The organism is Krasilnikovia sp. MM14-A1259 (assembly GCF_047159535.1).
Taxonomy (GTDB): domain Bacteria; phylum Actinomycetota; class Actinomycetes; order Mycobacteriales; family Micromonosporaceae; genus Actinoplanes.
Genome location: NZ_BAAGAJ010000002.1, coordinates 1,774,611 through 1,787,708, shown reverse-complemented (window position 1 = coordinate 1,787,708; position 13,098 = coordinate 1,774,611). Strand labels below are relative to the sequence as shown.

The 13,098-nt window shown below is 72.9% G+C and carries 14 protein-coding genes; 10 read left to right on the top strand and 4 right to left on the bottom strand.

The window, feature by feature from the left end; all coding sequences use genetic code 11:
- Window positions 1-6 precede the first annotated feature (6 nt).
- Window positions 7-981, bottom strand: coding sequence for a dTDP-glucose 4,6-dehydratase (rfbB, locus tag ACMCNK_RS07690; RefSeq protein WP_412740778.1), 975 nt, complete (start codon window positions 979-981; stop codon window positions 7-9).
- A gap of 149 nt (window positions 982-1,130) precedes the next feature.
- On the opposite strand from rfbB, the gene pafA reads away from it, so the two are divergent.
- Window positions 1,131-2,489, top strand: coding sequence for a Pup--protein ligase (pafA, locus tag ACMCNK_RS07685; protein WP_412735693.1), 1,359 nt, complete (start codon window positions 1,131-1,133; stop codon window positions 2,487-2,489).
- Window positions 2,490-2,515: 26 nt separating this feature from the next.
- Complete coding sequence (locus ACMCNK_RS07680) at window positions 2,516-2,758, top strand: hypothetical protein (RefSeq protein WP_412735692.1); 243 nt, start codon at window positions 2,516-2,518, stop codon at window positions 2,756-2,758.
- Window positions 2,759-2,770: 12 nt separating this feature from the next.
- Here ACMCNK_RS07680 and ACMCNK_RS07675 read toward each other — a convergent pair whose 3' ends face one another.
- Entirely contained in the window at window positions 2,771-3,871 is a 1,101-nt protein-coding gene (locus tag ACMCNK_RS07675; protein ID WP_412735691.1) for a DUF3866 family protein, read from the bottom strand.
- 71 nt (window positions 3,872-3,942) lie between these two features.
- Between ACMCNK_RS07675 and ACMCNK_RS07670 the strand changes: the two genes are divergently transcribed.
- The 7 genes from ACMCNK_RS07670 to ACMCNK_RS07640 all read left to right on the top strand — a co-directional run bounded on the left by ACMCNK_RS07670 (window position 3,943) and on the right by ACMCNK_RS07640 (window position 8,781).
- Window positions 3,943-4,947: a helix-turn-helix transcriptional regulator gene (locus ACMCNK_RS07670; protein ID WP_412735690.1), complete on the top strand. Its 1,005-nt coding sequence runs from the start codon at window positions 3,943-3,945 to the stop codon at window positions 4,945-4,947.
- On the top strand, window positions 4,944-5,942 hold the full coding sequence (locus ACMCNK_RS07665; RefSeq protein WP_412735689.1) for a helix-turn-helix transcriptional regulator: 999 nt from the start codon (window positions 4,944-4,946) through the stop codon (window positions 5,940-5,942). Before ACMCNK_RS07670 ends, ACMCNK_RS07665 begins: the two co-directional genes overlap by 4 nt.
- Before the next feature lie 18 nt (window positions 5,943-5,960).
- Window positions 5,961-6,194, top strand: coding sequence for a hypothetical protein (locus ACMCNK_RS07660; RefSeq protein WP_412735688.1), 234 nt, complete (start codon window positions 5,961-5,963; stop codon window positions 6,192-6,194).
- A gap of 95 nt (window positions 6,195-6,289) precedes the next feature.
- On the top strand, window positions 6,290-6,601 hold the full coding sequence (tatA, locus tag ACMCNK_RS07655) for a Sec-independent protein translocase subunit TatA (RefSeq protein WP_412735687.1): 312 nt from the start codon (window positions 6,290-6,292) through the stop codon (window positions 6,599-6,601).
- A 9-nt stretch (window positions 6,602-6,610) separates the two neighbouring features.
- Window positions 6,611-7,561: a twin-arginine translocase subunit TatC gene (tatC, locus tag ACMCNK_RS07650; protein ID WP_412735686.1), complete on the top strand. Its 951-nt coding sequence runs from the start codon at window positions 6,611-6,613 to the stop codon at window positions 7,559-7,561.
- A 42-nt stretch (window positions 7,562-7,603) separates the two neighbouring features.
- Window positions 7,604-8,506: a diacylglycerol/lipid kinase family protein gene (locus ACMCNK_RS07645; RefSeq protein WP_412735685.1), complete on the top strand. Its 903-nt coding sequence runs from the start codon at window positions 7,604-7,606 to the stop codon at window positions 8,504-8,506.
- 68 nt (window positions 8,507-8,574) lie between these two features.
- Complete coding sequence (locus ACMCNK_RS07640; protein WP_412735684.1) at window positions 8,575-8,781, top strand: hypothetical protein; 207 nt, start codon at window positions 8,575-8,577, stop codon at window positions 8,779-8,781.
- A gap of 15 nt (window positions 8,782-8,796) precedes the next feature.
- Here ACMCNK_RS07640 and ACMCNK_RS07635 read toward each other — a convergent pair whose 3' ends face one another.
- Window positions 8,797-9,549, bottom strand: coding sequence for an HAD family hydrolase (locus ACMCNK_RS07635; RefSeq protein WP_412740777.1), 753 nt, complete (start codon window positions 9,547-9,549; stop codon window positions 8,797-8,799).
- A gap of 77 nt (window positions 9,550-9,626) precedes the next feature.
- Here ACMCNK_RS07635 and ACMCNK_RS07630 point away from each other — a divergent pair, with 77 nt between their 5' ends.
- Window positions 9,627-12,401 carry a DEAD/DEAH box helicase gene (locus ACMCNK_RS07630; RefSeq protein ID WP_412735683.1) on the top strand — a complete coding sequence of 925 codons (2,775 nt, stop codon included), beginning with the start codon at window positions 9,627-9,629 and terminating at the stop codon, window positions 12,399-12,401.
- Window positions 12,402-12,435: 34 nt separating this feature from the next.
- On the opposite strand, the gene ACMCNK_RS07625 is transcribed toward ACMCNK_RS07630, so the two are convergent.
- The gene (locus tag ACMCNK_RS07625) at window positions 12,436-13,047 is read right to left on the bottom strand and encodes an adenylate/guanylate cyclase domain-containing protein (protein WP_412735682.1); all 612 of its coding nucleotides are present in this window, start codon (window positions 13,045-13,047) and stop codon (window positions 12,436-12,438) included.
- Window positions 13,048-13,098 lie beyond the last annotated feature (51 nt).

Genomic DNA, 13,098 nt, shown 5'->3' with positions numbered 1-13,098 from the left:
GCCGCGTCAGTCGATGACCAGCGGGGCCCACCATTGCTCGTTCTCGCGGTACCAGCGGACGGTGGCGGGCAGGCCCTCGGCGAATGCCGTGCGCGGGCGGTAGCCGAGCTCGCGGCGGATCTTGCTGTCGTCGAGGGCGTACCGCTGGTCGTGGCCCATCCGGTCCGCCACCGTCACGACCGACGTCTCGTCCGCCCCGCACTCGCGCAGCAGCATGCCGGTGAGCTCCCGGTTGGACAGCTCCGCGCCGCCGCCGACGTGGTAGGCCTCGCCGGCGCGGCCCTGCAGCAGCACCAGTGCGGTGGCGCGGCAATGGTCGTCGACATGCACCCAGTCGCGGACCTGGGTGCCGCTGCCGTACAGCGGGACGGTGCGGCCGGACAGCAGGTTGGTGACGAACCGGGGGATCAGCTTCTCGGGATGCTGGTACGGCCCGTAGTTGTTGGCGCCGCGGGTCACCACCACGGGCAGCCCGAACGTGCGGTGGTAGGCGAGCGCGAGCAGGTCGCCGCCCGCCTTGGTGGCGGCGTACGGGGAGGTCGGTGACATCGGGGCCTGTTCGCTCCAGGCGCCGGTCTCGATCGAGCCGTACACCTCGTCGGTGGAGACGTACACGAAGCACCCGGTGCCGTGGCGCAACGCCGCGTCGAGGAGCACCTGGGTGCCCACCACGTTCGTCATGGCGAACTCCGCCGCGGCCAGGATCGAGCGGTCGACATGCGACTCCGCCGCAAAGTGCACGATCGCGTCGTGGCCCCGGACGACCCGGTCGAGAAGCGCGGCATCGCAGACGTCGCCCGGCACGAAGTCCAGCCGCCGGTGCTGGGCGACCGGGCCGAGGTTGCCGAAGTTGCCCGCGTACGTAAGCTTGTCCAGCACGGTGACCCGCGCCCCGGCCAGGCCGTCCAGCGCGTCGGTGAGCACGGACCGCACGAAGTGCGAGCCGATGAAGCCGGCACCGCCGGTGACCAGAAGATTCATCAAAGCGGCAGTTTATCCGCAGGTGCCCAGTCTGCGGCGGGCATGCGCGATCGAAAGACCACGCTGCGTGATGGTGATTTCCGGGATCTGTGAGCGTCGAGCCGGTTTCTGACTGCCGCTGATGCCCCTCGGGCGGCTAATGTTTCGTCATGGAACGGCGAATTTTCGGCCTCGAGACCGAGTACGGCGTCACGTGCACCTACCGGGGTCAGCGGCGGCTGTCGCCGGACGAGGTGGCCCGCTACCTGTTCCGCCGAGTGGTGTCCTGGGGACGCTCCAGCAACGTCTTCCTGCGCAACGGTGCCCGCCTCTATCTCGACGTCGGTTCCCACCCGGAGTACGCCACCCCCGAGTGCGACTCGGTGACCGATCTGGTCGCCCACGACCGCGCCGGCGAGCGGATCCTGGAGGGTCTGCTGGTCGATGCCGAGAAGCGCCTGCACGACGAGGGGATCGCGGGCGAGATCTACCTCTTCAAGAACAACACCGACTCCGCCGGCAACTCGTACGGCTGCCACGAGAACTATCTCGTCAGCCGGCACGGCGAGTTCGGCCGCCTGGCCGACGTACTGATCCCGTTCCTCGTCACCCGCCAGCTGATCTGCGGCGCCGGCAAGGTGCTGCAGACCCCGCGCGGCGCGGTGTTCTGCCTGTCCCAGCGTGCCGAGCACATCTGGGAGGGCGTCTCCAGCGCCACCACCCGCAGCCGTCCGATCATCAACACCCGCGACGAACCGCACGCCGACGCGGAGCGCTACCGCCGGCTGCACGTCATCGTCGGCGACTCCAACATGAACGAGGTCACCACGCTGCTGAAGGTCGGCAGCGCGGACATCGTGCTGCGCATGATCGAGGCCGGGGTGGTGATGCGTGACCTGACGCTGGAGAACCCGATCCGGGCCATCCGCGAGGTCAGCCACGACATCACGGGCCGCCGCAAGATCCGCCTGGCCAACAACAAAGAGGTCAGCGCGCTGGAGATCCAGCAGGAGTACCTGGCCAAGGCGACGGAGTTCGTCGAGCGTCGCGGCGGGGACCAGGTCGCCAAGCGGGTCGTCGAGCTGTGGGGCCGGGTGCTCAATGCGATCGAGAGCGGCGATCTCACGCCGGTCTCCCGCGAGATCGACTGGGTGAGCAAGCTCAAGCTCATCGAGCGCTACCAGGCCAAGCACCAGATCCAGATGTCGCACCCGCGGATCGCGCAGCTCGACCTCGCGTACCACGACGTGCGCCGCGGGCGCGGCCTCTACGCCCTCATGGAGAAGCGCAAGCAGGCCGACCGGGTCGCCAACGACCTGCAGATCTTCGAGGCCAAGGAGACCCCGCCGCAGACCACCCGGGCGCGGTTGCGGGGCGAGTTCATCCGCCACGCCCAGGAGAAGCGGCGCGACTTCACGGTCGACTGGGTGCACCTGAAGTTGAACGACCAGGCCCAGCGCACCGTGCTGTGCAAGGACCCGTTCCGGGCGTACGACGAGCGGGTGGAACGGCTCATCGCCAGCATGTGACCGCGGACGGATACGCTGGTCGGGCCATGTCCACGCCCACACCCGACCAGCACCCGCACCGGCCGCGACCGGAGGGATCCGACGACGACCAGCGCCGTGAGCGCACGGTCGACGACGTGCTGTGGAGCCGCGTGCAGCGGCGCCGGGACCGGATCCGCGACGAGATCCAGCGCAACCGGGCGGGCGGCCATCGCATCCCCACCTGGGTGCTCGCCGCGCTGCTCGGCCTGCTGCTGCTCGGCTGGCTGTATCTGATCATCACACGCTGACATCTGCCCACGTCATCCGCGGGCCTGGCCGCCGCTCACCAGCGTGGCGGCGTGGCGGCCCGCGGCCGCGGCGGTCAGGAAGTATGCGTGGTCGGCGTCCAGGCCCCGGCCCATCGTGGACAGCGGCACCGGGCTGGCCCGCAGTGCCCCGTCCAGGCCGGCCACCGGCACCCGGACCAGGCGGTGCCGGTCGGCCAGCGGGGCCACGGCCGCGGCCACGCCGGCGGCCAACTCGGCCGGCAGTTCCTCCGGCAGGACGAGGTCGGCGGGGGCGAGCGCCACCCGCCCGTACGCGGTGAGGCTGTGGTGGGAGAGGCCGCGGTGCCGGGGCCGTCCGTCTCCCGCGGAGATCCGCAGCGAACCCACCGGCCGACCGCCCAGCGTCGCCACGGCGTTGATCGCCTCGCCGACCGCCACCCCCGAGAAACCCCACGTGGTGCCGGTGCCGAGGTTCCCCGGGCCCTGGGCGACCACGGCCACGTCGGCGCGCAGGACGTGCCGGGCCGCGAGCAGCCCGGTGTGGACGGTGCCGGCCTCCAGGTCGCCGCCGAACGACTGCCCGGTCGTCACGGTTCCCGCCAGGTGTTCGCGCAGGCCGTCCAGCGTGCGGGAGAACCAGGCCGGGAGCGCGCCGCCGTCGGTCATCACGTACGCGACGCGGGCGTCGGGGCGCTGCGCGCGTACCCCGGCGAGGATGGCCGGCAGTGCGGAGTGCAGGTCCGCCGTGACCACCGGCATGCCGTCGAGGCTGTCCGCGGCGGCCATGACGGCGCGGTGCGGGGAGGCCTCCTCGTCGACGCCCAGCAGGATCGGCTGCAGCGGGGTGTACCGGGCCTTGACGAGATGGCCGGCGTCGCGGGTGGTGCCGTCGTCGGCCGGGTCGACCGGCAGCCGGTCGGGCAGTGCCACCACCAGCGCATATCCGCCGGTGCCCAGCCCCATCACCAGGGCGCCGACGTTGAGCAGCACCCGGTCGCCCGGCTCGGGCGCCCCGGTCAGCTCCGGGTACGCCAGGGCGCGCAGCTCACCGTCCGTGGTCTGCACGTCCAGCTCGGCCGCGCCGCGCCAGCGCCGCCGTACCCTCGTCACCGTCCCGGACCGCCACCGCACCATGGCGGCCAACCTATCGGTACCGGCGTCGGCGCGTTCCGCCAACGTCCGTCGAGGCTGCTAGCGTTTCTGCCGTGTCGCGGACCCGTACCGAGCGCCTGGTGAACCTGGTGATCTGTCTGCTGTCCACGCGACGGTTCCTGACCGCCGCGCAGATCGCCGCGACCGTGCCCGGCTACGAGCACGACGCGGAGGATCCGCGCGACCACGAGGCGTTCCAGCGCAAGTTCGAGCGGGACAAGGCGGAGCTGCGCGAGCTGGGTGTGCCGCTGGAGACCGGCACCGCCAGCGCGTTCGACAGCGAGCCGGGCTACCGGATCGCCCACCGCGAGTACGCGCTACCGGACATACCGCTCGAACCGGACGAGGCCGCCGCGGTCGGCATCGCCGCGCGGCTGTGGCAACACGCGGGGCTGGCCGCCGCCGCCTCCTCCGGGCTGGCGAAGCTGCGCGCCGCCGGGATCGACGTCGACCCGCAGGCCACCCTCGGGGTGGAACCGGTCGTGACGGTCGACCCGGCGTTCGGCCCGCTGACCTCCGCGGCACGCGACCGCCGCCCGGTCACGTTCGCCTACCGGGCCCCCGAGAACGACACCGCCGTGACGCGTCACCTCGAACCCTGGGGCGTCGTCTGCTGGCAGGGCCGGTGGTACGTGGTCGGACACGACCGGGACCGCGACGCCACCCGGTGTTTCCGGCTGTCCCGCATCGTCGGCAGCGTCCGGGCGTCCGGCCGCGAGCGCGCGTTCACCCCGCCACCGGACGTCGACCTGATCAGTCACGTCGCCCGCTGGTCCGGCCCGGTGGTGCACACCGGGCGGGCGACCGTGCTGGCCCGGCCCGGCTGTGCCGCGGGGCTGCGCCGGATGGCCGAGCGCACCGATCCCGGCGCCGACGCCGACCGGCTCACCATCGCGTACGCGGACGTCGAGCGGCTCGCCGCCACCCTGGTCGGGTACGGCGCCGACGTCCGTGTCGAAGCGCCCCCGGAGCTGCGGGAGGCGGTCATCCAGCAGCTCAAGGAGGTCGTCGCCCGGCACGACGGGCCGGCCCGCGCGGCCGCGGGGGCCGCGCCGTGACGCCGCAGCCGCGTACCCCTGCGACCCGCGCCTCGGCCGACCGGCTGGGCCGGCTGCTCAACCTGGTGCCGTACCTGCTGGCCCGGCCGGGGATCCGGGTGGCCGAGGCGGCCGCCGACCTGGGGGTCACCGAGCGGCAGCTGCGCGAGGACCTGGAACTGCTGTGGGTGTGCGGCCTGCCCGGATACGGCCCCGGGGATCTCATCGACATGGCGTTCGACGGCGACCGGGTCACGATCACCTACGACGCGGGCATCGACCGGCCGCTGCGGCTCACCCAGGACGAGGCGCTCGCGCTGGTGGTGGCGCTGCGAATGCTCGCCGAAACCCCCGCCACCGGCAACCGCGACGCCATCGAGCGGGCCCTCGCGAAGATCGAGGGCGCCACCGGCGACCTGGCCGACGCACCCGTCGCGGTCCGGCTGCCGGTCAACGCCGAACGGCTCGACGCGATCCGCGCCGCGGTCGAGCGGCGGCACGCGCTGCGGCTGACCTACTACACCGCGGCCCGCGACGAGACCACGGAACGCGTCGTCGACCCGATGCGCGTACTGATGGTCGGCGCCCGCGGCTACCTGGAGGCGTGGTGCCGGCGCGCCGAGGCGACGCGGCTGTTCCGGGTCGACCGCATCGACGCGTTCACCGAGCTGGCGGAGCCGGCCGCGCCGCCCGCGCAGGCCGTGCCGCACGACCTCACCGGCGGGGTGTTCAGCCCCGGCGGCGACCTGCCGCTGGTCACGGTCCGGGTGGGCCGCGGCGGCCGGTGGATCACCGAGTACTACCCGGTGGAGGACGTGCAGCGCGATGGCGACGGCTGGGTGGTCGCGATGCGGGTCACCGATCTGGGCTGGGCGCAACGGCTGCTGCTCGGCCTCGGCGCCGACGTCACCGTGCTCGGCCCGCCGGAACTGGTCGACCGCATCCGTGCGCAGGCCGCGACCGCTTTGGACCAGTACGCGGCGCCGCATCCCGCCCGGCCGGAGCCCGCCCGCTAGGCTGACGGGGTGGTATGGGTGATCGTGGGTGTGATCGTCGGGGCGGTGCTGTTGCTCCTGGCGGCGTTGCTGTCGCTCGGGGGCCGGCTGCGCGGGCTGCAGCGGGCCGCGGTGCGGTTGCAGCGCCGCCAGCAGGAGGCGGCCCGGCTGCAGGAGCGGGCGCTGACGCTGCAGCGTACGGCCGCTGACGTGGAGCAGCAGGTCGCCCAGTTGCAGGAGCGGGCCTCGGCGATCAAGGCCGTCCGCGGATAAACCAGACGTACGGCCGGGGTCACGCGAAGAATCTGCACGTACCATGGATCCGGCATACCGCCAGGACCGCTGTCCCACCGACTGGAGTCACCACCATGGGCGCCCTCAAGCCAGTGCACCTTCTCATCTTCGCGGCCGTCATTCTGCTGCTGTTCGGTGCGAAGCGGCTGCCGGACGCGGCGCGCTCGCTGGGCCGGTCGCTGCGGATCATCAAGGCCGAGACCAAGGGCCTGATGGACGACGGCACCAACGTCGCGGACAAGGCCGACGCGCAGCACGCCCGCGAGCCGCTGCACCCCTCGGAGATCCAGCAGCCGCAGCAGGGCTTCCAGCAGCAGCCCCAGGGCTACCAGCAGCCCCAGCAGCAGCCGATCGTCGACCCGGTACAGCGCACCAACGACCGCTGACCCGCAGGCATGTCTCTGACCCTGCGCCGTCGGGGGCCCAGTACGTTCGAACGGGCTTCCGACGGCTCCATGTCGCTGATCGAGCACGTCCGGGAGCTGCGTAACCGCCTGTTCTGGGCGTCGCTGGGCATCGTCGGGGGCCTGATCGTCGGCTTCCTCATCTCGCAGCACCCGGTCTTCGACATTCTCAGCGAGCCGTACTGCGCGCTGCCTTCGTCGAAGGGCGCCCACGGCTGCGAGTTCATCACGCTCGGCGTCACCGACCAGCTCCTGCTGCGGCTGAAGATCGCGCTGTGGCTGGGCCTGCTCCTCGGCGCCCCGGTGTGGCTCTACCAGCTCTGGGCGTTCGTCGCCCCGGGCCTGCACCGGCACGAGCGCAAGTGGGCGTACATCTTCGTGGCGATCTCGGTGCCGCTGTTCGCGGCCGGTGCGCTGCTCGCCTTCTCGGTCGTCGGGCACAGCCTGTCGTTCATCATGGAAGCCGGCGTGCTGGGCGCGCCGACGAAGCTCGAGGTGACCTCGTACATCGGCTTCGTCATGAACATGATCCTGCTGTTCGGCGCGGCGTTCGAGTTCCCCCTGATCCTGCTGATGCTGAACTTCACCGGTGTGGTGACGGGGCGCAAGCTGCTCAGCTGGTGGCGGATCGTGGTGTTCCTGTCGTTCGGCTTCGCCGCGATCGCCACCCCGGACCCGGGCCCGTTCGGCATGACGCTGCTGGCCGCGTGCATGTCCGCGCTGTACTTCCTGGCCGTCGGCGTGGCAATGCTCAACGACCGGCGCCGTGGCCGAGGCCGCGAGATGTACGCCGACCTGGACGACGACACGATCTCCGAGCTGGAGGACGAGCGTCAGCCGGTCGATGCGGCGGACCGGATCGAGGTGCCGACACCGATCGACGCCCCCGACCCGGTCACGAAGCCCCTGCCGCTGGACGGACGCTTCGACGACATGACGTAACCGGTGGCTCCATCGGGGCGCGTCAGGCCGTACGCTGCCCCGATGGTGACCGGTGAAGCCATCGCGGTGCTGGCCAACCCCGGGGCAGGCCGGGGCCGGCACCGCGCGGTGCTGCCGGGCCTCGTCCGCCAGCTGGGCGACAGCGGGTACGACGTCCAGGTGCTGCACGCGCCCACCGCCGAGGCGGCCGAACAGGCCTGCCACCGAGCCGTGGCCGACGGTGCCGCCGCGCTCGTGGCACTCGGCGGAGACGGCACGGTGCACCTGGCGCTGCAGGCCGTCGCGGGCGCCCGGATCCCGTTCGGGGTGGTTCCGACCGGCACCGGCAACGACTTCGCGGCTGCGGTCGGCGTACCCGCGGAACCGCTCGTCGCGGCCGACGCGGTCGCCGCGGCGTTGCGTGACGGGCGGCAGCGGCGGATCGACCTCGCCCGGGTGAGCGACGCCGAAGGCCGCGGCCGCTGGTTCGGCGCGGTGCTCGCGGCCGGCTTCGACGCGATCGTCAACGAACGCGCCAACCGGATGCGCCGGCCCAAGGGGCCGCGCCGCTACGACCTGGCGATCATGCTGGAGCTGGCCCGGCTACGGCCGCGCGCGTACACGCTGGTGCTCGACGGCCAGACCCACGAGTTCCCCGGGGTGCTGGTCGCGGTCGGCAACTGCGCCAGCTACGGCGGCGGGATGCGGATCTGCCCGGACGCGGACCCCGCGGACGGCCTGCTCGACGTCGTCGTGGCGGATCCGCTGGGCCGGGTCACCCTCGCCCGGCTCAAGCCCCGGCTGCGCAGCGGCACCCACGTCACGGACCCGCGGGTGCATTCCTACCGCGCCCGCGAGGTGGTCATCACCGCGCACGACATCGTCGGCTACGCCGACGGGGAGCGGATCGGCCCGCTCCCGCTGCGGGTCGGCTGCGTGCCCGGTGCGCTGCGGTTGCTGAGCTGAGCACGGCGTCAGGGGACGGGCGGGCGCACCGATCGGTACGGGCAGCACCCGCCGCAGAGAGGAACCAGATGTCGATCGGATCGGTCAGCCCGGCCACGGTCCCCGTGACCCCCGGCTCCCCGCCGACCGTCGCGGCGGCCGACTCCCCGATCCACGGCGGCGCCGCAGCGCGAACGCCCGAGGGCAGCGCGGCACCCGCGGCCCGGCCCGGTGCCGAGGAACCGGCGCACGAGCCGTGGATGACGCTCGGCACGGTCGTCGACCTGTACCTCTGAGCGCCCCTGAGACCCTCAGCGGGCGCAGCCCGCCAGCGCCAGGGTGGCGCCGAGGCCGTTGGCGCGACCCGGCTCGGCCGCCGGTAACACCAGCGCCGCGCAGCCCGCGGCCACCGCGCCGGCGTCCGCCGGGGTGTCGCCCACCATCAGCGTGCGCTCCGGGTCGACTCCGAGCAGCCCGCACGCGCGCAGGAAGATCGCCGGGTCGGGCTTGCAGCGGCCCACCTCGTACGACAGGACGAACGCGTCGATCAGGCCGGCCAGGCCCCACGCGGTGAAGATCGGCCGGATGTCGAAGCCGACGTTGCTCACCACGGCCACCTTGACCCCGGAGTCGTGCAGGTGGCGCAGGGTCGGCTCGGTGTCCGCGTACGGCAGCCAGCCCTCGGGGCCGAGCAGGCGCTCGTACAGCGCGTCGGCCAGGCCCTCGACGTCGGTGTTCACGGTCGCCGCCAGGCCGGTGTAGGCGGCGCGGTGGCTGTGCTCGTACAGATCGCGGTCGGCCCAGTGCTCCGCGAGGTGCGGTGGCACCCGGTGCGGCAGCGGGCCCCCGGCCCGGCCCGCCATGACCAGCCGGTCGGCCAGGCCGGTGGCCCGGCCCCGGTCCAGCTCCGCCCCGCACGCGGTCGCGGCGGCCTGCACCCAGGCGACCGGGTCCTCGACCTGCGCCAGGGTGCCGTGGAAGTCGAACAGGACCGCGTCGACCTGCGGGCGCGGGGATCCCGGCGGTGGACGGGTCGGATCGTGGACTTCCGGCACGCCGTGCACGATACCCACCGCGCCGGACGCGCCCGCCGCCAACCGCCGCGCGGTGACTGTCACACGGACGAATTAGCCTTGGTGTCATGACGAGCCCCGCCGAACGGTATGTGGAGTCGAAGCGGCGGGCGGACCGCGCGGCGCAGTTCCCGGCCCTCGCCGATTTCATGCTCGATGTCGGTTTCGACCTCGACGACTTCCAGCGACAGGCCTGCGAGGTCCTGGAGCGCGGCAGCGGCGTGCTGGTGTGCGCCCCGACCGGTGCGGGCAAGACCGTCGTGGGGGAGTTCGCGGTGCACCTCGCGCTGCAGGCCGCCGCGTCCGCCGGTGGGCCGCGCAAATGCTTCTACACCACGCCGATCAAGGCCCTGTCCAATCAGAAGTACCACGACCTGGTGGAGCGGCACGGCGCCGACAAGGTCGGCCTGCTGACCGGCGACAACGCGATCAACGGCGATGCCCCGGTGGTCGTGATGACCACCGAGGTGCTGCGCAACATGCTCTACTCGGGCTCGGCCAGCCTGCGCGGCCTGGCGTACGTGGTGATGGACGAGGTGCACTACCTGGCCGACCGGTTCCGCGGCGCGGTCTGGGAAGAGGTGATCATCCATCTGCCCGCGTCGGTGACCCTGGTGTCGCTGTCGGCCACGGTGAGCAACTACGAGGAGTTCGCCGACTGGCTGGTCACGGTGCGCGGGAAGACCGAGGTGGTGGTCAGCGAGCACCGGCCCGTCCCGCTGTGGCAGCACATGCTGGTCGGCAAGCGGATGTTCGACCTGTTCCACGACGCGGACGCGGCCCGCAAGCACGACGTGCACCCGGAGCTGCTGCGCTACACCCGGGAGATGATGCGCCGCCTCGAGATGGGGGAGCGGGCCGGCGGGCCGGGCAACCGGGGCGGGCGTTCCCGCCGATGGCTGCCACCGCCGCGGGCCGAAGTGGTCGACCGCCTGGACCATGCGGGTCTGCTGCCCGCGATCCTGTTCGTCTTCAGCCGCAACGGCTGCGACGCCGCGGTGCAGCAGTGCCTCGCCGCCGGTCTGCGGCTGACCAGCGCCGACGAGCGGGCCGAGATCCGCCGCATCGCCCAGGCCCGGGTCGCCGCCATCCCCGGCGAGGACCTGTCCGTCCTCGGGTACTGGGAGTGGCTCGACGGCCTGGAACGGGGCATCGCCGCGCACCACGCGGGGATGCTGCCCGCGTTCAAGGAGGCGGTCGAGGAGTGCTTCGTACGCGGGCTGGTCAAGGCGGTCTTCGCGACCGAGACGCTGGCCCTGGGCATCAACATGCCGGCCCGCTGCGTCGTGCTCGAACGCCTGGTCAAGTTCAACGGGGAGGCCCATGTCGACCTGACCCCGGGGGAGTACACGCAGCTCACCGGGCGGGCCGGGCGGCGTGGCATCGACGTCGAGGGGCACGCGGTGGTGCTGTGGAGCCCCGAGGTGGATCCGCGGCACGTCGCGGGGCTCGCCTCCACCCGTACCTATCCGCTGCGGTCCAGCTTCCGGCCGTCGTACAACATGGCGGCCAACCTGGTCGGCACGGTCGGCGCGGACCGGGCGCGGGAGCTGCTGGAGTCCTCGTTCGCCCAGTTCCAGGCGGACCGGTCGGTGGTCGGGCTGGCCCGGCAGGTGCAGCGCAACACCGAGATCATCGCGTCGTACGGCGCGGAGGAGACCTGCCACCACGGCGACTTCGAGGAGTACTTCGCGATCCGGGTGGCGATCGCCGACCGGGAGCGGGCCATGGCCCGTCAGGGCGCCTCGCAGCGCCGCGCGGCCGCGGTGCAGTCGCTGGAGCGGCTGCGCGTGGGTGACGTGATCCGGGTGCCGCAGGGCCGCCGCGCCGGGCTCGCCGTGGTCCTCGACCCGGGCACGGGCGGGTTCGGCGAGCCGCGCCCGCTGGTGCTCACGCAGGACCGCTGGGCCGGGCGGGTCAGCCCCGCGGACTTCCCCGGCCCGGTGGACGTGCTGGAACGCATCCGGGTCCCGAAGCACTTCAACCACCGCTCCCCGGCGGCCCGCCGCGACCTGGCCTCCTCGATCAACGCCACCGGCCTGGACCGGCACGGCGGCGGGCGGCGTACCCGCAACCGGGGCGGCGGCAACGGTGAAGACGCGGAGATCGCTCTGCTCAAGGTGCGGATGCGCCAGCATCCGTGCCACGCCTGCCCGGAGCGGGAGGAGCACGCCCGGTGGGCGGAGCGCCGGCACCGGCTGCAGCGCGACACCGACGGGCTGCGGGCCCGGGTGGCGGGCCGGACCGGCTCGCTGGCCCGTACGTTCGACCAGGTGTGCGCGGTGCTGGCGGACCGGGGCTACCTGAGCGTGGACGGCGAGGTCACCGAGGCGGGCCGGATGCTGGCTCGGATCTGGACGGAGGCGGACCTGCTCGTCGCCGAGTGCCTGCGCCGGGAGGTGTGGGAGGGCCTGGCCCCCGAGGAGCTGGCCGCGGCGGTGTCGATGGTGCTCTACGAGTCGCGCCGCGAGGGCGACGAGCGGGTGTCGGTACCCAAGGGCCCGACCGCGGCCGCGGTGGAGGCCTGCGGGAAGCTGTGGGCGGAGATCGAGTCCGTCGAGGCGGAGCGAGGTCTTTCGCTGACCCGCGAGCCGGACCCCGGCTTCGTCTGGCCGATGTACCGGTGGGCGCGCGGCGAACCCCTGGCCAAGGTGCTCGCGAGCGGCTCCAGCTACGACGCGGAGATGCCGGCCGGTGACTTCGTGCGCTGGGCGCGGCAGGTGCTGGATCTGCTGGGTCAGCTCAAGGACGCGTCCGGCGCGTCGCCCACGGTCCGGGACACGGCCCGCCGGGCGATCGCGGCGGTCAACCGCGGTGTCCTGGCCCACCAGCCCACGTTGTGAGGCGGCCGGCCGCAGTGGACGGTCCGAAGGGGACCTAGGCTGCTTCGATCATCGCCGGGTCGGTCTGCTGCGGTGTGCGCTGCGGGGAGATCCGGTGGGTCAGCACGGGCGCGGTGACTCCCTTGAGGCGGGCCCGGCCCGCCCGGGCCGGCCCGACGCAGCGCCGCACCCGCGCGTACGCCCGCGGCCCGATCTGCAGCTCACCGGGGCCGGCGAGCCCGCACAGCCGGCTCGCCAGGTTGACCGGGCGACCCCAGACGCCGTACCCGGCGGGGGGCCAGGATGTCGTCACGAAGATCTCGCCGGCCTCCACGCCCGCATGCACCGAGGGGCGGATGAGCCTGGCGCCGCCCGCGGCCACGAGTTCGAGGCCGGCGGCCACGGCCCGTTCGGCCTCGTCGCCGTGCGTCGTGTACAGACCGAAGACGCACATGAAGCCGTCGCCCAGCACCTGCTGGATCTCGCCGCCGTGATGACGGGCGATGGTCACCAGGTCGTCCATGAGCGGCCGGACCACCTGGTAGACGATCTCCGGCTCGACGGACTCGACGAGTTCGGTGAAGCCGGAGAGGTCGGCGAACAACACGGCGGCCTCCCGCCGGTGTCCCGTCGTGCGGTCGAGGTGGTGCTGCTGTCCGACATCCACGTTGAGTCAGAGTTCGGGCGATCACTGGTGATACATCACCGGGGTCAGCCT

Coding starts and splice junctions, on each gene's coding strand:
- rfbB (WP_412740778.1), bottom strand. CDS start 981: ATGAATCTTCTGGTCACCGGCGGTGCCGGCTTCATCGGCTCGCACTTC.
- pafA (WP_412735693.1), top strand. CDS start 1,131: ATGGAACGGCGAATTTTCGGCCTCGAGACCGAGTACGGCGTCACGTGC.
- ACMCNK_RS07680 (WP_412735692.1), top strand. CDS start 2,516: ATGTCCACGCCCACACCCGACCAGCACCCGCACCGGCCGCGACCGGAG.
- ACMCNK_RS07675 (WP_412735691.1), bottom strand. CDS start 3,871: ATGGTGCGGTGGCGGTCCGGGACGGTGACGAGGGTACGGCGGCGCTGG.
- tatA (WP_412735687.1), top strand. CDS start 6,290: ATGGGCGCCCTCAAGCCAGTGCACCTTCTCATCTTCGCGGCCGTCATT.
- tatC (WP_412735686.1), top strand. CDS start 6,611: ATGTCTCTGACCCTGCGCCGTCGGGGGCCCAGTACGTTCGAACGGGCT.
- ACMCNK_RS07645 (WP_412735685.1), top strand. CDS start 7,604: ATGGTGACCGGTGAAGCCATCGCGGTGCTGGCCAACCCCGGGGCAGGC.
- ACMCNK_RS07640 (WP_412735684.1), top strand. CDS start 8,575: ATGTCGATCGGATCGGTCAGCCCGGCCACGGTCCCCGTGACCCCCGGC.
- ACMCNK_RS07630 (WP_412735683.1), top strand. CDS start 9,627: ATGACGAGCCCCGCCGAACGGTATGTGGAGTCGAAGCGGCGGGCGGAC.